Source organism: Tessaracoccus yangjingae, from assembly GCF_055326235.1.
The window spans coordinates 119,826-142,365 of the sequence record NZ_JBUZNN010000006.1 but is presented as its reverse complement, the minus strand read 5'-3'; the positions used below and the strand labels follow the sequence as shown (position 1 = coordinate 142,365).

Below are 22,540 nucleotides of genomic sequence, written 5' to 3'. Positions count from 1 at the left end.
CCTTGACTCCTTCGGAGACTGTCGTCACAGAACCTACACCCCGACGGCAGGGGGCGCGCGATGACATTGGGGGACAAGAGGTCTACCGTAACCCCGTGAACGTGATGTCGGCGCTCAAGCGCATGGTGGTGGGGCGGCGACTCACCAACGCCCAGATGGGTGAGACGCTTCTGCCGAAACGGCTGGCCCTCCCGGTCTTCGCCTCCGACGCGCTCAGCTCCGTCGCGTACGCCCCGGACGAGATTCTCATCACCCTGTCCCTGGCGGGCATGGCAGGGTTCATGTTCTCCTGGCAGATCGGCGTGGCGGTCGCGGTCGTCGTCGCCGTGGTGGTGATGTCCTACCGGCAGACCGTGCACGCCTACCCCAACGGCGGCGGTGACTACGAGGTGGCCCGAGAGAACCTCGGACACGCCGCCGGGCTGACGGTGGCCGCGTCGCTGCTGGTGGACTACGTGCTGACCGTGGCGGTGTCCGTGTCCGCCGGCGTGATCAACGCCAAGGCGATGGCGCCGTTCCTGGACGGCTACGAGGCGTGGACCGCGGTCGGCGTCATCGTGTTCCTCACCCTGGTCAACCTCCGCGGCGTGCGCGAGTCCGGAACGGCTTTCGCCATCCCCACCTATGTATTCATGACCTCGATGCTGCTGATGATCGCCATCGGCCTGTTCCGCATCTTCGTCCTGGGCGAGACGCTCAACGCCGAGACCGCGGACCTCATCGTCATCCCGCCGGAGGGCAGCCCAGAGTTCGCGGGGTGGGCCATGATCGCCATCCTGGCGCGATCGTTCTCCTCCGGCGCGGCCGCGCTGACCGGGGTCGAGGCCATCAGCAACGGCGTGCCCGCGTTCCGCAAGCCCAAGAGCAGGAATGCTGCCACCGTCCTGACCATGCTGGGCGCCCTGGCCATCACGATGCTGCTCGGTATCGTGGCGCTGGCCAACCTCACCAGGGTCCACCTCATCGACGAGCTCAACGGCACGCACTACGTCAACGCCGCGGGCGAGACCATCCACAGCGCCGCCCACACCGTCACGGGCCAGCTCGCCCGCGTCGTGTTCATGGACTGGTTCGAGCCCGGCTTCTACATCGTGATCACGGCCACGATGCTCATCCTCTTCCTGGCCGCCAACACGGCATTCAACGGGTTCCCGTCGCTCGCCTCGATCCTGGCCAAGGACGGCTTCCTGCCCCGCCAGCTGCACACCCGCGGAGACCGCCTCGCCTATTCCAACGGCATCGTGATGCTGGCGATCGCCGCGATCGTGCTCGTGATCGCGTTCGACGCGTCGGTGACCGCGCTCATCCAGCTGTACGTCGTCGGCGTCTTCCTGTCCTTCACCCTGGGCCAGATCGGCATGATCATCCACTGGACCCGTGCCCTGGCGACGGAGCAGGACCCGGCGGTCCGTCGTCGCATGGTCCGGTCGCGGGTGATCAACACCATCGGGGCCACGGCCACGGGGGCCGTGCTCATCGTCGTGCTGATCTCGAAGTTCGTGCACGGCGCCTACCTGGCCGTGGTGGCCATGGCGGTGCTGTTCGGGCTCATGATGGCCATCTCCAAGCACTACCGTGCGGTCGAGCAGGAGGTCGCGCTCAAGCCGGAGTCCGACCGCGCGCTGCCGAGCCGCGTGCGTGGCGTGGTGCTGGTGCAGCGGGTGAACCTGCCCACGCTGCGCGCCATCGCCTTCGCCCGTGCCGCCCGGTCCACCACGCTGACCGCGGTCACCGTCGCCGTCGACGACGACGAGGTGGAGCGGATCCTCGACGAGTGGGAGGCCGAGGACTTCGGCATCCCGCTGAAGGTGATCGCCTCCCCCTACCGGGAGATCACGAGCCCGTTCATCAAGTACGTCAACGAGCTGCGCAGCGAGAACCCTCGCGACGTGGTGATCGTCTACATCCCGGAGTTCGTCGTGGGCCACTGGTGGGAGCAGATCCTGCACAACCAGACGGCCCTGCTGATCCGCACGCGCCTGCACTTCATGCCGGGCGTCATGGTCACGAGCGTGCCGTACCAGCTGAAGTCGTCGTCGAAGGCGAAGGCGGCGGCGAACAAGGCATCCGAGCCGCGCCGCCGATGACCGTCGAGGTGACGCTCGAGCGCGTGGCGCATGGCGGGTACGTGGTAGGCCGTGCCGACGGGAAGGTGCTGTTCGTCACGGGTGGGCTGCCGGGCGAGCGCGTGGTCGCGGAGATCACGGAGACCGGCAGCCGGTTCGACCGCGCGAGGGTGGTGGAGGTGTTGGAGCCCGCCGCGGGGCGGGTGACGCCGCCGTGCCCCGTCGCGGCCCGCTGCGGCGGTTGCGACTGGCAGCACGCAGACCACCCCACGCAGCTGGCGCTGAAGGGGGCGGTGGTGGCCGAGCAGCTCCAGCGGCTGGCCGGGATCGCCTGGGAGGGGTCGGTCGAGGCCGCCCCTGGGGGCCTGACCGGCTGGCGAACCCGCGTGCGCTATGCGGTCGACGAGTCTGGTCGGGTGGGCTTGCGGGGTCGCCGATCCCACGAGGTGGTGCCTCTCCCCGAGCAGGGGTGCCTCATCGCCGCGCCTGGGCCCACCGTCGGCGAGCTCGTACGTGCCGGGCGGCCGGGGACCGACCTCGAGGTGACGGTCGCCGACGACCGCACCGTCCTGGCCGTCGCCGGCGCATCCCGCGGGGAGCCCCCGGTCCTGCAGCACGTGGGTGGCCGGACGTTCGAGGTGGACCCGGGCGGGTTCTGGCAGGTCCATCCGGACAGCGCGGCGATCCTGACCGGCGCGGTGCTCGAGGGGCTTCGTCCCGAGCCGGGGGAGCGGGCGCTGGACCTCTACTGCGGGGTGGGGTTGTTCGCCGGGGCCCTCGTCGACGCCGGCTGCGTGGTGATGGGGGCGGAGTTGTCCAGGGACGCCGTGCGGCTGGCCCGGCGCAACGTGCCCGAGGCCGACTTCGTGGCCGGGGCCCTCGAGCGGGGGCACCGGGACCTCCCGGAGTGGGCCGATCTCGTGGTGCTCGACCCGCCGCGCAAGGGGGCGGGGGCCGCAGTGGTCCGCGCCATCGCGGAGCGCCGGCCACGCGCGGTCGCCTATGTGGCCTGTGACCCGGCCGCCCTCGCCCGCGACCTCGCCACCTTCGCGGACCTCGGCTACGCGGCCACGTCGATCAGGGCGTTCGATCTGTTCCCGATGACCCACCATGTCGAGTGCGTGGCGATCCTGCACCCTCGTCCTGACACCGGCGTTCACCCCCTAGACTGAACCCGACCGGCGATGCCGCCGTGCGTGCACCTGCATGGTATCTTGATATCAAGACAGTTTGGCGAGCGCCAAGTGAAGGAGAAGGATGAGCGTCAACAGTTTCGGGGCCAGGACCAGCCTCGACGTCAACGGCACCACGTACGAGATCTTCAGGCTCGATGCGGTCCCGGGCTCCGAGAAGCTGCCCTTCAGCCTCAAGGTTCTGCTCGAGAACCTCCTGCGCACGGAGGACGGCGCCAACATCACGCGTGCGGACATCGAGTTCCTCGGCAACTGGGACCCCACCGCTGAGCCGGATCATGAGATCCAGTTCACCCCCGCGCGCGTCATCATGCAGGACTTCACCGGCGTGCCCTGCGTGGTGGACCTCGCCACCATGCGTGAGGCCGTCGTCGCCCTCGGTGGGGACGCGGCCAAGGTCAACCCGCTGTCGCCCGCGGAGATGGTCATCGACCACTCCGTCATCGCCGAGGTGTTCGGCACCCCGCAGGCCTTCCAGCAGAACACCGACATCGAGTACCAGCGCAACCGCGAGCGCTACCAGTTCCTGCGCTGGGGCCAGACCGCGTTCGACAACTTCAAGGTGGTGCCCCCGGGCACCGGCATCGTGCACCAGGTCAACATCGAGCACCTGGCGCGCGTGATCTTCCCGCGCGTCGTCGACGGCGTGCTGCAGGCCTACCCGGACACCTGCGTGGGCACCGATTCGCACACCACGATGGTCAACGGCCTGGGCGTCGTCGGTTGGGGCGTGGGCGGCATCGAGGCGGAGGCCGCGATGCTCGGTCAGCCGGTCTCCATGCTCATCCCGCGCGTCGTCGGCTTCAAGCTCTCCGGCAAGCTGCAGGAGGGCACCACGGCCACCGATCTCGTGCTGACCATCACCGAGATGCTGCGTGCGCACAAGGTGGTGGGCAAGTTCGTCGAGTTCTACGGCGAGGGCGTCTCCGAGGTGCCGCTGTCCAACCGCGCCACCATCGGCAACATGAGCCCCGAGTACGGCTCCACCATCGCCGTGTTCCCGATCGACGACAAGACCACGGACTACATGCGCCTCACCGGCCGCGACGAGCAGCAGATCGCGCTCGTCGAGGCCTACGCCAAGGCGCAGGGTCTGTGGCACGAGGCGTCGCACGAGCCCGTGTTCTCGGAGTACATCGAGCTCGACCTGTCGACGGTGGTGCCGTCCATCGCCGGCCCGAAGCGCCCCCAGGACCGCATCCAGCTGATCGACGCGAAGGCCAACTTCGAGGCCGCCGTCGGGTCCTACACCCCGGACCCGGCCAAGGTGGTCCCGATCACGCTGGCCGACGGCACGTCGTTCGAGCTGGCCAACGGCGCCGTCACGGTCGCCTCGATCACCTCCTGCACCAACACCTCGAACCCGAGCGTGATGATCGGCGCGGCCCTGCTGGCGAAGAAGGCCGTCGAGCGCGGGCTGACCCGCAAGCCGTGGGTGAAGACCTCGCTGGCTCCCGGATCGCAGGTGGTCACCGACTACTACGAGAAGGCCGGCCTGACGAAGTACCTCGACGCCATCGGGTTCAACCTCGTGGGCTACGGGTGCGTCACCTGCATCGGCAACACCGGTCCCCTCATCCCCGAGGTCTCGCACGCGGTCAACTCCGAGGACCTGGCGGTCACCGCCGTCCTCTCGGGCAACCGCAACTTCGAGGGCCGCATCAGCCCCGACGTCAAGATGAACTACCTGGCCAGCCCGATGCTCGTCATCGCCTACGCCCTGGCCGGCACCATGGACGTGGACCTCCTCACCGATCCGATCGCCCAGGGCGCCGACGGCAGCGACGTGTACCTCAAGGACCTCTGGCCCTCCCAGGCCGAGATCGAGGAGGTCGTCGGCTCGTCGATCTCCGCGGACATGTTCGCCTCCCGCTACGCGGACGTGTTCACCGGTGACGAGAGGTGGCGGTCGCTGCCCACCCCGGAGGGCAACACCTTCGAGTGGGACGAGGACTCCACCTACGTCCGCAAGGGCCCGTACTTCGATGGCATGCCGGCGGAGCCGAACCCCGTCGAGGACATCTCAGGGGCCAGGGTGCTGCTCAAGCTGGGAGACTCGGTCACCACCGACCACATCTCCCCGGCCGGCAACATCAAGGCGGACTCGCCCGCCGGGCACTACCTGTCGGAGCACGGCGTGGAGCGCCGCGACTTCAACTCCTACGGCTCACGGCGCGGCAACCACGAGGTCATGATCCGTGGCACCTTCGCCAACATCCGGCTGCGCAACCAGATCGCACCCGGCACCGAGGGCGGCTTCACGCGCGACTTCACCCAGGCCGACGCGCCGGTCACCACCGTCTACGACGCCTCCGTCAACTACGCGGCGGCCGGCGTCCCGCTGGTGGTGCTCGCGGGCAAGGAGTACGGCTCGGGCTCCTCGCGTGACTGGGCGGCCAAGGGCACGGCCCTGCTGGGCGTGCGCGTCGTCATCGCCGAGAGCTACGAGCGCATCCACCGCTCCAACCTGATCGGGATGGGCGTCCTTCCGCTGCAGTTCCCGGAGGGGCAGTCGGCGCACTCGCTCGGCCTGTCCGGCGAGGAGACGTTCTCCGTCCGTGGCGTCACGGCCCTCAACGACGGGGTGACGCCCAGGACCATGACGGTGACCGCGGCGAAGGCCGACGGCAGCGTCGTCGAGTTCGAGGCGCTCGTGCGGATCGACACGCCGGGGGAGCGCGGCTACTACGTCAACGGAGGCATCATGCAGTACGTGCTGCGGAACCTGGCCAAGAGCTGACACCAGCACTCGGAGAGGCGGTCCCGCTGAGGGGCCGCCTCTCGTGCTTTCCCGTTGCTTTTGTCCGCGCGGTGGGATTCAATAGAACACATGTTCGACGATGATGACACCATCCGCGTGTACGTGCCCCCTGGCTGGCCCGGCTCGGTCCGGCCGCCCGGCTCGCAGGGCTGGTTGTCCTCAGCCGAGGTCTTCCTCCTGGACTGCTGTCCCGCCGAGTACCGGGGCTATCCGGTGGTGCGCCGCCATCCGGTCGTGCTGGCGCGCCTGGCGCAGGAGTTCGTCGCCTCGCAGCTGGTCGCCACGCGCAGTGGGCTCACGGGGCTCAGGGCCTCCCTGTCGGGAGTGGTGGACGCGGACACCGCAGACCAGGCGGCCGGGGTCCTCCAGCAGGAGGAGGCGCGGCTCACGCGGGTGGCAAGAGGGGTGGATCTGGTGGAGCAGGCGCTGCGGGACGCCAGGTTCAAGCCGCGGCTCTAGCGGCTCGCCCCCGGGATCGCCCTGGAAATGGCCCTACTATTGAGCGCATGCCCTTGATGGAATCGATCCAGAGCCCACGCGACCTCCGTGCGCTCTCGAGGCGGCAACTCGTGCAACTCGCCGCCGAGATCCGATCGTTCCTCATCACCAAGGTGAGCCGCACCGGGGGGCATCTCGGGCCCAACCTGGGCGTCGTGGAGCTGACCATCGCCATCCACCGGGTGTTCGATTCGCCGTCGGATCCCATCATCTTCGACACGGGCCATCAGAGCTACGTGCACAAGATCCTCACGGGTCGCGCCCCCGGCTTCGACACCCTGCGCCAGCGTGGCGGGCTCTCCGGCTATCCCGAGCCGGCCGAGTCCGTCCACGACTGGGTGGCCAACTCGCATGCCTCCACGGCCCTGTCCTGGGCTGAGGGGCTGGCCAAGGGCTACCGCCTGCGCGGCGAGCAGCGCACCGTGGTGGCCGTCGTCGGCGACGGCGCCCTCACGGGAGGCATGGCATGGGAGGCGCTCAACAACATCGCGGCCGCACCCGGTCTCAGGCTGGTGGTGGTGGTCAACGACAACGGCCGCTCCTACACGCCCACCGTCGGAGGGCTGGCCAATCACCTGGCAGGGCTGCGCACCGACCAGAGGTACGAGAAGACCCTCAGCCTGATCAAGCGCACCGTCAAGCGGATGCCGGTGGTGGGCCGCCCCATGTACGACCTCATGCACGGGGTCAAGACCGGGGTCAAGGACGTGCTCGCGCCCCAGTCGATGTTCTCGGACCTCGGGATCAAGTACATGGGACCGCTCGACGGGCACGACATCACGTCGCTGACCAACCACCTGGAGCAGGCCCGCCACTTCGGCGGCCCCGTTCTGGTGCACTGCGTCACCCGGAAGGGTCGCGGCTTCCAGGCGGCCGAGGAGCACGAGGAGGACCGCTTCCACGCCGTCGGCAGGATCAACGAGATCACCGGTGAGCCCCTCTCCGCCTCGGTGCAGGCCACCTGGACCGACGCGTTCGCCGAGGCCATGGTGCAGATCGGCCAGCGGCGGCCGGAGGTGGTGGCCGTCACGGCCGCGATGCTCCATCCCACGGGCCTTGGCCGCTTCGCCGCCGCCTTCCCTGAGCGCACGTTCGACGTCGGCATCGCCGAACAGCACGCCGTCGTGTCGGCGGCCGGGCTCGCCCGGTCCGGGCTGCACCCAGTGGTGGCGCTGTACGCCACGTTCCTGAACAGGGCCTTCGATCAGGTGCTGATGGACGCGTCACTGCACGGCGTCGGCCTCACCATCGCGCTGGACCGGGCCGGGATCACGGGCACCGACGGTCCCAGCCACAACGGGATGTGGGACATGAGCCTGCTCGGTGTGGTGCCGGGCGTGCAGCTGGCCGCGCCCCGGGATCAGGCGAGGCTCGTCGCCGCGCTGGACCGGGCCGTCTCCGTGGACGACGCGGTCACCGTGGTGCGCTACTCCAAGGAGCGGCTCCCGGACGAACTGCCCGAGGTGGCCCACCTGGGCGACGGCCTGTCCCGGGTAGACGTGCTCCGCCGGGCGGAGGGTGCGCGGCTCCTGATCGTGGCCTATGGCCAGTTCGCGGGCATGGGCCTGGCGGTGGCCGACCGCCTGGAGGACCAGGGCGTCGCTGCCTCCGTGGTGGATCCCTTGTGGGCGCTGCCGGTCAGCGCGGAGCTGGTTCGCATGGCGGGGGAGTACGACCTCGTGGTGACGCTGGAGGACAACCTGGTCGAGGGCGGGGTCGGGCAGAAGCTCCGCGCCCGGCTCGCGGAGGCCGGCGCGGAGGCGAGGGTGCTGACGTTCGGTATCCCGCAGCGGTTCCTGGCCCACGGGTCCCGCGAGGAGGTGCTCGACGAGATCGGGTTGACCGCAGCCAAGGCCTCCCTGGAGGTGCTGGGCGTCGTCCTCAGCGGCGCCGACGTCGACGAGGAGGAGGCCGCGCGCCCGGCCTAGGTCTCCAATGCCTCCGCGATCAGGGGTTCCAGGAACTCCGCCTGCCAGGGCCTGGCCCCCAACGAGATCAGGTCGTCGCGGGTGATCGCGCTGTGCTCGAAGAGCGCGGCGTGCAGGGCGGCCGGCGGCGCCACCAGGCTGGGCTGCAGGCCGCCCAGATCGCAGGCAAGGGCGTCGACGGCTGGGCGCACCTTCGCCCACCGTTCGGCCGCCTCCGGGTTGATACGGTCCCACGTACGGGGGTGCGGGACCCCGGAGTGGGGCCCGCGCCTGGAGGGGTAGTCGCTCTCCGGCATGGCACGCACGGTGTCCAGGGCGGTCAGCCAGTTGGTGAGGAACCGCTGCCCGGGTGGCGCGCCGAAGCCCTTGAGCGCCTGAAGCTGGCCTCGGGTGGGCACGGCATCCTTGGCGCGGGTGGCGATGTCGATGATCGCCGAGTCGTGGAGGATCCATCCCGGAGGGCGGTCCCGACGCTGCGCGATGGCATCGCGTTCGAGCCACAGCGCGCGGGCCACCGCGTACTGGCGCGGCGTCCGCAGGGAGGTGACCCCGGAGAGGCGTCGCCAGGGATCCACCCTGGGCTCCGGCTCCGCCGTGTGGCGCGAGAGGGTGTCGGCGAACTCCTGTTGGGCCCACTCGTCCCTGCCGACCTGGGAGAGTTCCTCCTCGAGGACGGCAGCCAGTTCGAGCAGGTAGTCCACGTCCAGCGCCGCGTAGGTCAACCACGCCTCGGGCAGCGGCCGCTTCGACCAGTTGTCGGCGGAGTGAGCCTTGCGCAGCCGAACATCCAGCTCCGCGAGGAGGAGGGCGCCCAGGCTGGCTCCGGGCTTGCCGAGGAGCCGAGCCGCCAGTTCGGTGTCGAAGATGCGTGGCGGGATCACGCCGATGCCGCGCATGCAGGGGAGGTCCTGGCTGGCGGCGTGGATGATCCAGGTGGCGTCGCCGCAGGCCTCGACCAGCGAGCCGAGGTCGGCAGCGCCACCAGACTCGAAGGCGACGGGGTCGATCAGCCAGGTGCCCGCGCCCTCGCGCCGGATCTGGAGTAGGTAGGCCTTCGGCCAGTAGCGGTGGCCGTGCGCACGCTCCGTGTCGAACGCCACAGGGCCCTCGGCCCCGTGGAGGGCGGAGAGGCATTCATCAAGGGCGGCGCTGTCCGCGACCACTGGGCGCAGCGGCTCTCGGCTGTCTTCGACGTAGGTCACGAGCGACGCCCGAGGGGGAGAGGGGCCACGCCCGGGGGGAGTGGGGGTTGACCGGCGACCTGCCCCATGAGGTCCTCCCAGGCGGCCAGGTGCGCAGTGAGGGCGTGCCGGGCGTCCAGGGTGGGGGTCCAGGAGCAGCGCAGCTCCACCTCGGCGCGATCCTCGTGGGCCATCTCCCCGAATCCCTTGCCGTAGGAGGCGGTGACGGTGCCGGCAAGCGCATGGGCGACGCAGCCCCGGCTGTCCAGTGCCTCGGTGAACCAGGACCATGCGACATCGGGCAGGAAGGGATCGGTCACCATGTCCATGTCGACGTCGGCCCGGACGTAGGTGACGAGCCGGAACGTGCCCGCCCAGGAGTCGTTGCCTGCCGGGTCGTGCAGGAGAATGAGGCGCCCGGAGGCCAGCGGCTCGTCGGGCCCGGCCAACTCTGCCTCGATGGCGACCGAATGGGGGGCGATCCGCTGGGGGGAGCCGATCTCATCGGTGCTGAATCCGCGGCGCCAGGTCATGGCATCGAGCTCGCGCAGGGCCCTGGCGAAGGGCTCAGGTGGCGCGGGGGTCACGTTCGCTGGCACGCACCCACACTAGGCCGGGAGCGTGCACTCCCGACGGTGACGCGCCGCAGGGGGCTCACGGGCGCCGAAGGCGCAGGCTCACCGAGTTGATGCAGTAGCGCAGGTCTGTGGGGGTGTCGTAGCCCTCGCCCTCGAAGACGTGCCCCAGGTGCCCGTCACAGGCGGCGCAGCGGACCTCCACGCGGGCCCGTCCGGGGATGGACTCGTCCCGGAGATAGCGCACCCGTTCTTCGGCGAGGGGGGAGAAGAAGCTGGGCCACCCGCAGTGGGAGTGGAACTTCTCGGTGCTGCGGAACAGCTCGGCGCCGCAGCCGCGGCACTCGTAGACGCCCTCGTCCTCGGTGTCGGTGTACTCGCCCGTGAACGGCAGCTCCGTGCCGGCGAGGCGGAGAACCTTGAACTCCATCGGCGAGAGCTCGGCGCGCCACTCATCGTCGGTCTTGGTCACGGGGGCGACGTACGGCTCGGTCATGCCACCGATCTTAGGAGGGCGTGACAAGCCTCAGGAGTCGTCGCCGTCGAGATCGTCCGGCAACCGGGTGGGCGTGCCGTCCAGCAGCTCCATGGCGCCGAAGGCGTACCGGGCCAGGATGAGCTGGCACAGGTGCGGATTGTCCCCGATGGGTGCCGTCACCGCGACAGCACCAGCCCGCATGGCCGCCTGGGCATGCGCCTGATAGGCGGGCGTGGGAGTCAGGTGGAGGCTCCCGACGGCGATGTGTCGACGCCCCTGCATGCGCAGGGACTGCACTGCTGCCGCGGTGGCCCGGCCGTCGCCGTCCTCGACCGCGAGCTGCACAGGGAGGCGATGATGCGCCGACCACTGCCTCGCGCGTCTGGCCAGCAGCGACCCGCCGCGGACGTCGCCTCCTCCGGGCGCGGTCAGGACGAGGCCGTCGATCTCGAGGGCGCCACCGCGGTGCAAAGCCTCCCGGACGCGCTCGTCGAGGATGTTCAGCACCTCTCCGGCCGGTCCGACGGGGCGGCTGATTGCCAGACGGATGTCCTTGGAGTGGGAGAAGCTGTCCAGTTCGGCGGCGTGTCCGGCCGCTGACACCAGGTCCAGGGGGATGATGACGGCCTCGGCCACGTCGTCGGCGGCGAGGGCCCCGATGACCTCCTCGACGCTGGGGAAGAGTCCTCCCAGGCGGGCGAGGTGGACCCGGAGGTCAGGGCGAGTCAGTTGGAGTGCGCGTGCAATGCCCCGCAGTGCGTCCGTCACCGGCGCTTCGTCCGGGCCATCAGCCACGAGCACGATTGCCGGCGCGGTCATTGACTCTCTCTCATCGGGCCACCAGGGTGGCGGTTCGGAGATCTAGAGTGGGCGATGGCGGTTTCGAACCGCCGACCTCTTCGGTGTGAACGAAGCGCGCTACCACTGCGCCAATCGCCCCTAGCGAAAACGGAGTCTAGTGGAATCTGTGGGAGATTGCGAACCGGCTGTGCTGGACATGCAGACGCCGAAGGGTCAGGCCCGCGCCCACCTGGCATGCCCCGACGGCCCCGACCGTGGACTGCTCGTCCTGGGGCACGGGGCGGGCGGGGGCGTGGACACGGCAGACCTCAGGGCGGCTCGGAGCGCCGGCCTGGGCGCTGGATACGTGGTGGCCCTCGTCGAGCAGCCCTACCGCGTTGCCGGCCGCAAGGCGCCCCCGCCCATCGCAGCGGCCGACGCGGCGTGGGTCGCGGCGGTCGGTGAGTTGAGGGCCCTGCACCCAGCCGGTCCTCTCGTCGTGGGAGGACGGTCCTTCGGTGGACGCGTCGCCTGCCGCACCTCCATGGAGGTTGGCGCCGACGCGGTCCTCTGCCTGGCCTTCCCCCTCGTCGCCCCCTCCGGCAGTGACCGTTCGGGGGAGTTGGAGAGCGTTGAAGTTCCGGTGCTCATCGTCCAGGGCCGGAGCGATCCGTTCGGCATGCCGGGCCGGGCGCCGGGGAGGGAGGTCGTGGAGGTGGACGGCAACCACTCGCTCCGGAAGGACGGGGCGGTCATCGAAGGTGCCATCGCGGCGTGGCTTCGGGGGCTGCGAGGTGCCCGCTGAGCGTGGAACCGGGGCCCCACGGCGTGATTTGTGTTCCCCGAGAATCGTGCGCTAATGTTCTCTACGCGCCGAGCGGCAGCCCACAAGGGCAAATGCAGACAGCGCATGCGGACGTGGCTCAGTTGGTAGAGCATCACCTTGCCAAGGTGAGGGTCGCGAGTTCGAATCTCGTCGTCCGCTCGGAGAACAAGACTCTCCCAACCCGCTTGGGGAGCGTGAAACTCCATCCAGGTGGAGTGGCCGAGAGGCGAGGCAACGGACTGCAAATCCGTGTACACGGGTTCAAATCCCGTCTCCACCTCGGGCGGTTGGCGCAGTGGTAGCGCGCTTCCTTGACACGGAAGAGGTCGCCGGTTCAAACCCGGCATCGCCCACCAGACATAACGAGCGCAGGCTCCCGGATTCTACGGATCCCGGGAGCCTTGTTCCGTTTTCGGGGAGGGTCGTCTGACGTTCTGCTAGGCGGTGACGGGTCCCTGCTGCTTGGGCGGGGGACCCGTCACCGGGGTTAGGGGTGGGTCAGTTGATTGTCCATCCGCCGTCGGCGTCAATGACGACGAGCGACGGCCCGGCCAGAAGTGCAGCCTGTGCGGTGGTGGCGCCGATCTTGTTCGCGAGCAGCTTCCACTCGTCACCGTACTGTTCGACGATGAAGTTGCTTGCGCCGGTGTGGGTGAGGGTCGCGGAGCGCGGGTTGCCCATGTACCACAGCACGTCGGGTCCTTGGCCGGTGGCGTCGGTGGTGAACTGCCGGGCCACGGACAGGGGCTTGATCACGATTTGCCAGGCGCCATCCGCGTCGATCTGGAGTTGCCTGATGTCGTCGTAGAGGCCGAAGGCCCCGGTGCCCTGGACGACTGACGTGTCGAGCCAGAGGGGGTAGTCGGCTTCGGCGTTGGCGCTGTCGAGGCCGGTGATGCTGAGGTAGTCGTACTCGTCGGCGGGGGTGAAGGTCGCGGTGACGGTCCCGTTGTCGACGCCGGCGGGGAGGGTGACGATGCTGGTTCCGGTGCCGCTGTATTCGGCGAAGTAGTCGGTGGAGAACCGGACGATGTTGTTGAACACCCAGTCGCTCTTGGTCACGTACTTGGTGGCGCCGGTGGAGGTCTTCGTGGCGGCGATGAAGGTGGACCAGATGTAGGAGCGGCAGGCGTTACGGCCGGTGGTGGGGGTGTCGCATTCGGTGTACCAGTCGCGGCCGCCCTGGGTGAATTCTCCGCTGTTGCCGAGGGGGTTCCCGGTCCACTGGGCTCGGGGCGAGGGAAGGTAGGTGAGGTTGTTGAACACCCAGCCGTTGGTCTGCACGTAGCGGCCGCTGACCAGCTTGACCTGGGTGGCCCAGATCTCGGTGCGGCATCGGGTGACGCTGCTGCTGTACTGGGAACATTCGGTGCGCCATTGACGGCCGTTGACGGTGTGGGTGCCGGGGGTGGTGTAGACGTCGACGGCTGAGGCGGTGGTGGGCGACGTTGCCCAGGAGCCGAGACCGAGCAGCGCGGCCAGGACTCCCACGATTAGTTTCTTCATAACCCGAACGATAGGGGGTGCCCTGGTCCAGGGGCTCAGCGGGGCTGTCTGTCCCGGCGGACGGGGGCCGCGGTGCCGCTGTCGGCTGGGGCGATTCGCTGTGACCTGGCCGTTTCTTGGTGTTTGCGCCTCACGTGACCTGCCGTCTCTGTGATACTACGGCTTGTCATTCTCGTTGGGGGTGCGGTGAGGTCGGCGCGAGGGTGCGTAGGGTTGGGGGAGTGTCGCGGTGGCTGCTTGTCGGGTGGGTGCGCGGGTTGTGGCTTGCGGTGTCGGTGGCGTTGATCGTCGGGTTGGGTGTCGCGTCGCCGGCTCAGGCTGATCCGCAGGACTCACCGCCGGCGGTTGTGACGCGGCCGGATTGGGTGTCGGCGTCGGTGTCGGCGCGCGCTTCGGGTGTGCGGGTGGAGGTGTTGTCGCAGCGTTCGGAGACCACGCAGGTGTTTGTGAACGCGGATGGCACGGTGGTGGAGGAGACGGCGTTCGCGCCGGTGCGGTTCCGTGACGAGGCGGGGCCGGAGGGATGGCGGGAGATTGATACCACTTTGGTCGCGTGCTGACGCGGGTGACTGGCTACATGTATGCAAGGATTCTGGAGTATTCGTTCTTGATGAACCATGTTCGAAAACATGGAGCGTGCCCCCGAGGGAATAGGGCAACAAGGCCGTGCAAATGAACAGTGAATTGCGGCCGTCTTCCGCACCAGCGCCCGATGTATTCAATCTGTCCGCCTTCACAGAGGGCGCCGATCCTGAGGTCACGCGGGGACGCATTGTTTCCAAAGAGCCTGGTCCCGGACCTTTCCCCTGGCCTGAGATCGAGCCTTGGATGGGCAAGGCGCGGTTGCGCAGTCTTCAGGTGGCGGTGCACTTCGGCGGTGCGAAGCCGACGATGGCCCAGTGGCTTGATGAGGGCGAGCGCCGTCTGTGGGTGGATGTTGCGGGGCTCCGCCCCCACCTAAACAACCGTACGGCTTGGGGTTTGGCGCTGATCCGGCATTGTGATGCCGCTCTGCTCGCATTGTCGCGGTATTTTGGCGTGGAGCCCCCTCCGGCGATTCCTCGCATGTCCGAAGAAGCGCAATTGGAGGCGTCGGAGTCTGAGCCGGTACCGGCTGAGATGGTGATGGTGGTCCTGCCGGAGAGTGTGAGACCTGCGTCGAGGGCTCGCTTGTGGGAGGAACTGAGGGTCTTCCTCGCGGACGGGCCGGGGGCGCTCCAAGAGCATTGGCAGTCGATGGATGGAGCATCCTACGTTAGTTTGCAGGCCAGTGGGGTGCGAGAGATTCAACGGTGGGTGAAGGCTGCCCGTTCGGTGACTTCCGATGATGATCCGTACGATCGAGTGCTGCAGGCCGTCCATCTGATAGCACTAGGGCGCGGCGAGTACGACAGAGCGGTCAGGAGTCCCAAACGCTACCTGGATCACTGGCCTGAGAACGGTGGCGAAGAACTGCTCACCGTGTTCGGTATTCCCTGAGGTTCAGGTGGCCGAACTAGCTTGGTACCTGAGCACGAGGTAGCGTGGGCCCAGCAAGCGGGGCCGCTTGGCCCATATCCGCTGCCATGTAAGTCGCCCAAGGGCGCCCCCACCTGCGGTGTTTTCGCACCCTACCGCGATGGTGAACGTGTGACCAGTTATTACATCGGATTATCCAGAGAATCCGATGCAATATACGGGAGGACCATTTGAGAGAACTCGTCGAGCCGCGGTAGGTCGACGATCGACGAGACCGACGTCACAGAGTCGCCGTTCGCCAGGTTCTGACGCTCAGTCGCCGGACCTACCTGGCGGCGCCCTTCAGGGATCCTGAGGTCTGGCCGGCGGGGTCGTACACCGTGCAGATGATCTCGCGGTCGGCGAGTTCGTCCCAGCCCTGCTCGGTAGGTGTGAGGGGGAAGATGTCGAGGGTCGATACGTCGTAGGCCATGCCCACGAATGACTCGAACTCGCTCAGGCACGTCTCCTCGATTGCGGCATCGATCGCCGCCTGGCCGGGGAATTCGCCGTCGGGCATGACGAATGAGTGGTAGACCTCGTTGTCGTGGGCCTCAGCGCACGGCACGGCCGGGACGTCGGAGATCTCCTCATCGGTGGTGTCGTTGAAGCAGTCACCGACCCGCAGCGAGAAGACGTCGGCGGTGCCGGCTTCCGTGACCTCCTGGGAGTCGCCGTCGCGGGTCGCAGTTCCGGAGCAGCCGGCAAGGCCGGTCACGACGATGGTTACGGCGAGGAGCGCGGGCAGTCGGCGGGTGATCGAGCGGGAGATGGCCATGGTTTCGATTCCTTCAGGCGGCGGCGTGGGTGCGGACAAGGCGCGATGCCAGAGGCAGGGTACACCGTAGAGCTGGACATGAGTTCGGCACGCGATAGTGACCGGCGCTACGGAACTGTGTGTCATCCAGTCGCCGGCGCCCCACTCGACGAATGACCGATAAGCAGCATTATGTCATTTTGCAGTGCGCCGGCCGTCCCCCGATCTCTGGTCTGGCGCACTCGAGCCTTGACACCGGGAACCCGCGCGGTGACAGTGGGTCGATGGCCGATGACAGCGTGACCCGTCCCACCGCAGTGCCTGTCGAGGACTTCCTTGCCACCATCCCGGAACGTCGCCGTCCCGAGGCGGATGAACTCATCGCCGTGATGCGCGAGATCACCGGCGAGCCCGCTGTCATGTGGGGGCCGAGCATCATCGGCTTCGGCTCACTGCACTACCGCTACGACACCGGCCGTGAGGGCGACATGCCCCGGCTGGCGTTCAGCCCCCGGAAGGCGACGCTGACGATCTACTTCGAGGGCTTCGACGGCTACGGGGAGCAACTGGCGAAGCTGGGCAGGCACAAGACCGGCGTCTCCTGCCTCTACCTGAACAAGCTGTCCGATGCCGACCCGGCGGTCCTGCGGGAGATGCTCGCCACGTCGTACGCCCGCTCGGGGGCCCCGGCGTCGAAGGTGTCCACCGTCGACGAGTACGTGGCGAACGTCCCGGCGGTGGCGTGGCCCGTGTTCGACGAACTGCGCGCGCTCGTGCGCGACGCTCTCCCCCGCGCCGACGAGGTGTTCAGCTACGGGATCGTCGGCTACAAGCCTGTCAAGGGCCGCGCACGGGTCTTCATCTCGGGTTGGAAGGACCACGTCGCCGTCTACCCCATCCCGGCCGATCCTCAGCTCGCCGACGAGCTGAAGGCCTACACACGCGGCAAGGGCACGCTGTGGTTCCCGTTGGCGGAACCACTCCCCCGTGACCTGATCCGCCGTGTCGTCGCCGCGCTGGTGGCAGACGTCGACCCTGCGGGTGAGGGGCCCCGGTCATGAGTGACGGTGCTCGGCCTCCCCTGCCGGTCCTCCCCGACGGGGACTTCCGCCGGGTCCTGTGCGTGGTGGCGCACCCCGATGATGTCGAGTACGGGCTGTCCGCCTGCGTGCACCGATGGGTCGGTCAAGGCGCTGAGGTGGCCTATCTCCTCCTCACGTCCGGCGAGGCCGGGATGCAGCGCCCACCGTCGGAGGTGGGTCCGCTGAGGGCGGCCGAGCAGCAGGCCGCCTGTGACGAGGTGGGCGTGACGGACCTGGAGATCCTGCAGCATCCCGACGGGATGCTCGTCTATTCGCTCGATCTTCGCCGCGACGTGGCTCGGAAGATCCGGCAGTTCAGGCCGGATGTGGTGGTGACGGGCGCCTGGGATGTCGAGGTGGGCTGGGGGCTGAACCAGGCAGACCACCGGGTGGCGGGCATGGTCACCCTCGACGCCGTCCGCGACGCGGACAACACTTGGGTCCATCCGGAACTGGCTGCCGATGAAGGGCTCGCGAAGTGGGCCACCACCTGGCTGCTGGTGGCTGCGGACAATGCCCCCACGCACGGGGCGGTCCTCACCAGGGAGGACGTGGCCGCCGGCGTCCGCTCCCTTGGGGCGCACGGGGCATACCTGGCCGACATCCCCGGGCATCCGGCACCGCGGGACTTCATCCCCGGGATGCTCGGCGCGCAGGGCCCGGCGATGGGTGCCGAGTTCGCCTGTCTGTTCCGGGCACACCGGCTCGTCGGGCAGGACGCATGACGAGACCCCCCTCGGGCGCGAGGCACGGGTGTTGGCCGATTCGGTCACGCCATCAGGCGTCGTCGCCTAGTTTTGATACGGGCGTGTATCTCACCGCCGATCTCTGACAGGAGTTGCCGATGTTTGACTACGACGAGTTGCTGTCCACTCTCCCGATCGACCAGCTGGCGCAGCGCGTCGGGGCGAGCCCGGAGGATGTCGAGGCCGCCACCCGCAACGCGCTGCCCGCCCTACTGATGGGCATGGGCGCCAACACCCAGGATCCCGCCGGCGAGGCATCGCTGGCCTCAGCGGTCGGCCAGCACGACCCGCGGCTCGTCCAGGGGGGCATCAACCTCGACGACGTGGATCAGCAGGACGGCGCCAAGATCGCCCACCACATCTTCGGCGACAACGAGGACCAGGTGGTCAACCAGCTCGGCGGACTCGGCGGCGGCAACGCGCTGATCCAGAAGCTTCTCCCCATCCTCGCCCCCATCGTGATGTCGTGGCTGGCGGGCAAGCTGATGGGCGCCGACGAGGCCCAGGGCCAGCCCCGCCAGGCGCCCTCATCCGGGGGCGGCGGCCTGGGCGACATCCTGGGTCAGATCCTTGGGGGAGGTGCCTCGGCACCTCAGGCGCAGCCGCAGCAGCCCAGTGAACAGCCGCAGTTCCGGGTGCCCACGGGCCAGGCCGACGACAGCACGCTCAGGATGCCGGAACCCGAGGCGCAACAGCGCCAGAGCCAGCCTCAGCAGCAGACGATGCCGGGTGGGCTCGGCGGTGGGATCCTGGGCGACATTCTGGGCGGGCTGCTCGGGGGTGGCCGCCGCTAGATCGGCCTCGAACGTCGCAGGGCCCCGGGGTTCTCCCGGGGCCCTGCGACGTTCAGCGACGACGGGGCCTCTGCGCCCCCGGCTCGAGCGCTGTGGTGGGTCACTCGAACGGCGACGGGTCTCCTGCCCCCACCCGGGCGATCACGGGCTCGTCGCCGCTCAGGTCCACCACCGTCGTGGGCTCCACGCCGCAGTCACCGGAGTCCAGCACCGCGTCGATCTGGTGATCCAGAAGCTCCTTGATGGTCCACCCATCCGTCAGCGACTCCTCGTGACCCGGCAGCATCAGCGTGGACGAGACAAGCGGCGCCCCGACGGCATCGAGGAGAGCCAGCGTGGTGCGGTGGTCGGGGATGCGTACCCCAACCGTGCGCTTCTTCGGGTGCAGCATCATCTTCGGCACCTCGCGGGATGCCTTGAGGATGAACGTGTACGGGCCCGGCGTGGCCGCCTTCACCGCGCGGAAGACCCAGTTGTCCATCTCGACGTAGGCGCCGAGCTTGGCGAACGAATCAACCACCAGGGTGAAATGGTGCTTGTCATCGAGGTGGCGGATCCTGCGGATCCGTTCGATGCCCTCGGCGTTGCCGAGCGTGCATCCCAGGGCGAAGCAGGAGTCCGTGGGGTAGGCGATCAGCCCGCCGTCGCCCAGGATCCTGGCCACCTGCGCCAGCGACCTGGGCTGCGGGTTGTCCGGGTGAACGTGGAAGTACTGGGCCATGGGCCCAGGCTACCCATCCTCAGAGCACCGCCGCCGAGATGGCCGCCACCTCGTCGTTGCTGAGTTTCAGGTCCATGGCCGCCGCCGAATCCGTGATGGACTCCGGCCGCGACGCGCCCGGGATGACGATCACGTGATCGCCGAGCGCCAGCTCCCAGGCGAGGGTGACCTGCTGCGGAGACACCCCGTGGGCGGAGGCGATCTCCGCCAGGACCGGATAGCGGTTCCCCACGGCCGTGGCTCCACCGCCGGTGCCGCCGAGCGGCGACCAGGGGAGGAAGGCGATCCCCCGCTCTGCGCAGAAGTCCAGCTCCACCTTGCTTGTGTGGTTGAACTTCGGCGAGAACTCGTTCTGCACCGCCGCCAGTTCCCCGAGGCCCAGCACATCGACGGCGATCTGGATCTCCTCGACGTTGGCGTTGGAGATGCCGATCTCGGAGATCAGCCCCTCCTCTTTGAACCCCGCGAAGGTCTCCATGACGGAGGCGTAGACGCGGCTGCGGTCGGGCCGGTGGAGGTAGAAGAGGTCCAGCTTGTCCACGCCGAGCACCAGGAGCGCGGCCTCGAGGCGCCCGCGCAGGTAGTCCGGCGCGGAGTCCCTGCCCCAGCGCTCCCCCACGGACCGGGTGATGCCGGCCTTGGTGGCCACGACGACGTTGCTCACGTCTCCGTCGTAGCTGCGCAGGGCCTTGGCCACGATCCGCTCGTTGTGACCCATCGAGTCCCAGCTGGGGGCGTAGATGTCCGCCGTGTCGATGAGCGTCACGCCGGCGTCGAGGGCGGCGTGGACGGTGGCGATGGCCTGCTCCTCCGCCGGCTTCTCCGGCTTGTCGCTCATGGAGAAGGGCATGGCACCCAGACCCACCGAGGACACTGTGAACTGGCCGATGCGGCGCTGCTTGCTAGTCATGGCTGCCACTCTACCGACCACGCAACGGGTCCACCGGTGAGGTTCTGGCGGCCGTCACCGACACCGAACCGGGGACGAACGGCAGGCTCACGTCCCTCAACTCGACGAGGCACCGGACCTCGACCTCGACGGTGGCGCGCTGCCCCAGCGCACGTCCCGCTCCGGCGGCGTCGACGGCGACATCGGTTGTCCGGCAGGCAACATGACGCTGAGCCAGCGACAGACGGGCCGCCTCCAGCGCCGCGCTGTGGGCGCTGGAGCTGCTGCGCTCGAGCGAGGCCGACCTGGCTGCGGCGGCGGCCGCCGCGCCCACGCTCTGCTCGGCGATCGCGATCCTGGCGAGCGAGATCACCAGGCCGATGAACAGCACCAGAACGGGGAGGATCACCACCGCCTCCACGGACATGGCCAGGCCGCGCTCACCACGGTTCCTCGTCACGAGCCGGTCACCCGCTCCGTCGCCGCGGTGACCGTCTTGCGGATCTCGCGGGGCCACACGATGACGACGGCGCGCCCGCTGACGGTGGCGGTGGTGGTGCGGGCTCCCCTGCTGACGCTCACGCGCACCTGGCTGAGCGAGCCGTTGCCCGCCACCTCGGCCGCGGCCGCCTCCCCGTCGCCCGGCCGCCCGTCATAGGCCGCTGCGACGGCGACCCCCTGCTGGGCGGCGGCCAGCGCCGTCGACTCCGCCCAGTACTGCAACGACCACTGCATCAGGCTGAGCAGGATCCCGATGGACAACGGCAGCAGCACCACAGCCTGGACCGATCCGCTGAGTCCGCGCTGGTCTGTTGGTCGTCTCATGCGCCCATCCTGCCAAGCGGGAGGGTCACCGCTTCCCGGCTGTGGACAACTACGGTGCCCGCCCGCCCTCGCCGCCCCTGGCCCCCGCGGCAACGGCGGGGTGCAATAGGCTGGAGCCGACAACCCCAGCGTCATGCATTCCTATGAAAGGACCCTCATGGTCAAGAAGGTAGCCATCCTCACGGCCGGCGGTTTCGCTCCCTGCCTCTCCTCCGCAATCGGTGGACTGATCGAGCGCTACACGCAGGTGGCCCCCGAGATCGAGATCATCGCCTACCGCCACGGGTACCAGGGCCTCCTCAAGGGTGACTACCTCGTCGTCGACGACAAGGTCCGCGCCAACGCCGCTCTGCTGCACAAGTTCGGCGGCTCCCCCGTCGGGAACTCCCGCGTCAAGCTGACCAACGCCAAGGACCTCGTCAAGCGCGGGCTCGTCGCCGAGGGCGCCAACCCGCTCCAGGTGGCGGCGGACCGTCTGGTGGCCGACGGAGTCGACGTCCTGCACACCATCGGCGGCGACGACACCAACACCACCGCAGCGGACCTCGCCGCCTACCTCGCCGAGCACGACTACGGCCTGACCGTGGTGGGCCTCCCCAAGACCATCGACAACGACGTCATCCCGATCAAGCAGTCGCTCGGCGCGTGGACCGCGGCAGAGCAGGGCGCGATCTTCGCCAAGAACGTGGTGGCGGAGCACAACTCCGGATCGCGCATGCTCATCGTGCACGAGGTCATGGGCCGGCACTGCGGCTGGCTGACGGCCGCCACGGCGCAGGAGTACCGCGCCTGGCTCGACACCCAGGAGTGGCTGCCCGAGATCGGCCTGTCGCGCGCCGCGTGGGACGTGCACGGCGTGTACGTGCCCGAGGGCGTCATCGACATCGCCAAGGAGGCCGAGCGCCTCGGCACCATCATGGACGAGGTGGGCAACGTCACCATCTTCCTGTCGGAGGGCGCCGGCCTCGACGCCATCGTCGCCGAGATGGAGGGCGCCGGCGAGGAGGTGCCGCGGGATCCGTTCGGCCACGTGAAGCTGGACAAGATCAACCCCGGGGCGTGGTTCGCCTCGAAGTTCGCCGAGAAGCTGGACGCAGAGAAGGTCATGATCCAGAAGTCGGGCTACTTCTCCCGCTCCGCCGCCGCCAACGACGCGGACCTGGCCCTCATCAGGCAGTGCACCGACCTCGCCGTCGACTGCGCGCTCCGCGGTGAGCCCGGCGTCATCGGCCATGACGAGGAGAACGGCGACGTGCTGAGCGCCATCGCGTTCGACCGGATCAAGGGCGGCAAGCCGTTCGATCTGAACCAGGACTGGTACAAGGCGATGCTGGCCGACATCGGCCAGGACTTCCCCGTCATCACCGCCGCGCACTGACCACCGACGCGGGTCTCCCGCGTCACGCAGAGGCTCGTCGCCCCACTCCACAGGAGTTG

The 22,540-nt window shown here is 68.8% G+C and carries 22 protein-coding genes and 4 tRNA genes; 15 read left to right on the top strand and 11 right to left on the bottom strand.

The features are described from left to right. Positions 1-95 precede the first annotated feature (95 nt). The 5 genes from ACZK5D_RS10525 to dxs all read left to right on the top strand — a co-directional run bounded on the left by ACZK5D_RS10525 (position 96) and on the right by dxs (position 8,446). Entirely contained in the window at positions 96-2,087 is a 1,992-nt protein-coding gene (locus ACZK5D_RS10525) for an APC family permease (protein ID WP_463665254.1), read from the top strand. Beyond that, a complete protein-coding gene (locus ACZK5D_RS10520; RefSeq protein ID WP_458994051.1) occupies positions 2,084-3,238 on the top strand; it encodes a class I SAM-dependent RNA methyltransferase in 1,155 nt (384 codons plus the stop codon). Before ACZK5D_RS10525 ends, ACZK5D_RS10520 begins: the two co-directional genes overlap by 4 nt. A gap of 85 nt (positions 3,239-3,323) precedes the next feature. Further along, positions 3,324-5,999 (top strand): aconitate hydratase AcnA, encoded by a 2,676-nt coding sequence (gene acnA, locus ACZK5D_RS10515; protein ID WP_458994050.1) that lies wholly within the window; start codon positions 3,324-3,326, stop codon positions 5,997-5,999. A gap of 90 nt (positions 6,000-6,089) precedes the next feature. Then, positions 6,090-6,479: a hypothetical protein gene (locus ACZK5D_RS10510; protein ID WP_458994049.1), complete on the top strand. Its 390-nt coding sequence runs from the start codon at positions 6,090-6,092 to the stop codon at positions 6,477-6,479. A gap of 47 nt (positions 6,480-6,526) precedes the next feature. Further along, the gene (gene dxs / locus ACZK5D_RS10505) at positions 6,527-8,446 is read left to right on the top strand and encodes a 1-deoxy-D-xylulose-5-phosphate synthase (RefSeq protein ID WP_463665253.1); all 1,920 of its coding nucleotides are present in this window, start codon (positions 6,527-6,529) and stop codon (positions 8,444-8,446) included. On the opposite strand, the gene ACZK5D_RS10500 is transcribed toward dxs, so the two are convergent. The 5 genes from ACZK5D_RS10500 to ACZK5D_RS10480 all read right to left on the bottom strand — a co-directional run bounded on the left by ACZK5D_RS10500 (position 8,443) and on the right by ACZK5D_RS10480 (position 11,619). After that, positions 8,443-9,648, bottom strand: a complete 1,206-nt coding sequence (locus ACZK5D_RS10500) for an HRDC domain-containing protein (RefSeq protein WP_463665252.1) — start codon at positions 9,646-9,648, stop codon at positions 8,443-8,445. The two genes, dxs and ACZK5D_RS10500, sit on opposite strands and share 4 nt — an antisense overlap. Next, positions 9,645-10,226 (bottom strand): DUF3000 domain-containing protein, encoded by a 582-nt coding sequence (locus ACZK5D_RS10495; RefSeq protein WP_458994046.1) that lies wholly within the window; start codon positions 10,224-10,226, stop codon positions 9,645-9,647. Before ACZK5D_RS10495 ends, ACZK5D_RS10500 begins: the two co-directional genes overlap by 4 nt. Before the next feature lie 55 nt (positions 10,227-10,281). Next, entirely contained in the window at positions 10,282-10,698 is a 417-nt protein-coding gene (gene msrB, locus ACZK5D_RS10490; protein WP_458994045.1) for a peptide-methionine (R)-S-oxide reductase MsrB, read from the bottom strand. Between the two features lie 30 nt (positions 10,699-10,728). Continuing rightward, the gene (locus tag ACZK5D_RS10485; RefSeq protein WP_458994044.1) at positions 10,729-11,499 is read right to left on the bottom strand and encodes a sirohydrochlorin chelatase; all 771 of its coding nucleotides are present in this window, start codon (positions 11,497-11,499) and stop codon (positions 10,729-10,731) included. A gap of 48 nt (positions 11,500-11,547) precedes the next feature. Beyond that, a tRNA-Val gene (locus tag ACZK5D_RS10480) sits at positions 11,548-11,619 on the bottom strand. A gap of 58 nt (positions 11,620-11,677) precedes the next feature. Between ACZK5D_RS10480 and ACZK5D_RS10475 the strand changes: the two genes are divergently transcribed. The 4 genes from ACZK5D_RS10475 to ACZK5D_RS10460 all read left to right on the top strand — a co-directional run bounded on the left by ACZK5D_RS10475 (position 11,678) and on the right by ACZK5D_RS10460 (position 12,642). Continuing rightward, a complete protein-coding gene (locus ACZK5D_RS10475; RefSeq protein WP_463665251.1) occupies positions 11,678-12,265 on the top strand; it encodes an alpha/beta hydrolase family protein in 588 nt (195 codons plus the stop codon). A gap of 107 nt (positions 12,266-12,372) precedes the next feature. Next, positions 12,373-12,445, top strand: a tRNA-Gly gene (locus ACZK5D_RS10470). A gap of 50 nt (positions 12,446-12,495) precedes the next feature. Next, a tRNA-Cys gene (locus ACZK5D_RS10465) sits at positions 12,496-12,566 on the top strand. Between the two features lies 1 nt (position 12,567). Next, a tRNA-Val gene (locus tag ACZK5D_RS10460) sits at positions 12,568-12,642 on the top strand. Between the two features lie 142 nt (positions 12,643-12,784). Here ACZK5D_RS10460 and ACZK5D_RS10455 read toward each other — a convergent pair. Next, positions 12,785-13,792 carry a hypothetical protein gene (locus ACZK5D_RS10455; RefSeq protein WP_463665250.1) on the bottom strand — a complete coding sequence of 336 codons (1,008 nt, stop codon included), beginning with the start codon at positions 13,790-13,792 and terminating at the stop codon, positions 12,785-12,787. A gap of 221 nt (positions 13,793-14,013) precedes the next feature. Here ACZK5D_RS10455 and ACZK5D_RS10450 point away from each other — a divergent pair, with 221 nt between their 5' ends. Both ACZK5D_RS10450 and ACZK5D_RS10445 read left to right on the top strand, forming a co-directional pair. Next, a complete protein-coding gene (locus ACZK5D_RS10450) occupies positions 14,014-14,352 on the top strand; it encodes a hypothetical protein (protein ID WP_463665249.1) in 339 nt (112 codons plus the stop codon). A 112-nt stretch (positions 14,353-14,464) separates the two neighbouring features. Beyond that, positions 14,465-15,271 (top strand): hypothetical protein, encoded by an 807-nt coding sequence (locus tag ACZK5D_RS10445; protein ID WP_463665248.1) that lies wholly within the window; start codon positions 14,465-14,467, stop codon positions 15,269-15,271. Between the two features lie 304 nt (positions 15,272-15,575). On the opposite strand, the gene ACZK5D_RS10440 is transcribed toward ACZK5D_RS10445, so the two are convergent. After that, positions 15,576-16,067, bottom strand: coding sequence for a septum formation family protein (locus ACZK5D_RS10440; protein WP_463665247.1), 492 nt, complete (start codon positions 16,065-16,067; stop codon positions 15,576-15,578). A gap of 263 nt (positions 16,068-16,330) precedes the next feature. Here ACZK5D_RS10440 and ACZK5D_RS10435 point away from each other — a divergent pair, with 263 nt between their 5' ends. The 3 genes from ACZK5D_RS10435 to ACZK5D_RS10425 all read left to right on the top strand — a co-directional run bounded on the left by ACZK5D_RS10435 (position 16,331) and on the right by ACZK5D_RS10425 (position 18,668). Continuing rightward, a complete protein-coding gene (locus ACZK5D_RS10435; RefSeq protein WP_463665246.1) occupies positions 16,331-17,107 on the top strand; it encodes a DUF1801 domain-containing protein in 777 nt (258 codons plus the stop codon). Next, complete coding sequence (locus ACZK5D_RS10430; RefSeq protein WP_463665245.1) at positions 17,104-17,853, top strand: PIG-L deacetylase family protein; 750 nt, start codon at positions 17,104-17,106, stop codon at positions 17,851-17,853. The genes ACZK5D_RS10435 and ACZK5D_RS10430 overlap by 4 nt, the downstream gene beginning before the upstream one ends. Positions 17,854-17,972: 119 nt before the next feature. Continuing rightward, complete coding sequence (locus ACZK5D_RS10425) at positions 17,973-18,668, top strand: DUF937 domain-containing protein (protein WP_463665244.1); 696 nt, start codon at positions 17,973-17,975, stop codon at positions 18,666-18,668. A 100-nt stretch (positions 18,669-18,768) separates the two neighbouring features. Here ACZK5D_RS10425 and ACZK5D_RS10420 read toward each other — a convergent pair whose 3' ends face one another. Genes ACZK5D_RS10420 through ACZK5D_RS10405 form a run of 4 tightly spaced genes read right to left on the bottom strand, consistent with a single transcriptional unit; the run spans position 18,769 to position 21,103 of the window. Further along, positions 18,769-19,389: an L-threonylcarbamoyladenylate synthase gene (locus tag ACZK5D_RS10420; RefSeq protein WP_458994037.1), complete on the bottom strand. Its 621-nt coding sequence runs from the start codon at positions 19,387-19,389 to the stop codon at positions 18,769-18,771. A gap of 19 nt (positions 19,390-19,408) precedes the next feature. Then, positions 19,409-20,299 (bottom strand): aldo/keto reductase, encoded by an 891-nt coding sequence (locus ACZK5D_RS10415; protein ID WP_463665243.1) that lies wholly within the window; start codon positions 20,297-20,299, stop codon positions 19,409-19,411. 10 nt (positions 20,300-20,309) lie between these two features. Beyond that, the gene (locus ACZK5D_RS10410) at positions 20,310-20,738 is read right to left on the bottom strand and encodes a TadE/TadG family type IV pilus assembly protein (RefSeq protein WP_463665242.1); all 429 of its coding nucleotides are present in this window, start codon (positions 20,736-20,738) and stop codon (positions 20,310-20,312) included. Then, positions 20,735-21,103: a hypothetical protein gene (locus ACZK5D_RS10405; protein ID WP_463665241.1), complete on the bottom strand. Its 369-nt coding sequence runs from the start codon at positions 21,101-21,103 to the stop codon at positions 20,735-20,737. The genes ACZK5D_RS10410 and ACZK5D_RS10405 overlap by 4 nt, the downstream gene beginning before the upstream one ends. Before the next feature lie 133 nt (positions 21,104-21,236). On the opposite strand from ACZK5D_RS10405, the gene ACZK5D_RS10400 reads away from it, so the two are divergent. After that, complete coding sequence (locus tag ACZK5D_RS10400) at positions 21,237-22,481, top strand: pyrophosphate--fructose-6-phosphate 1-phosphotransferase (RefSeq protein ID WP_463665240.1); 1,245 nt, start codon at positions 21,237-21,239, stop codon at positions 22,479-22,481. Positions 22,482-22,540 lie beyond the last annotated feature (59 nt).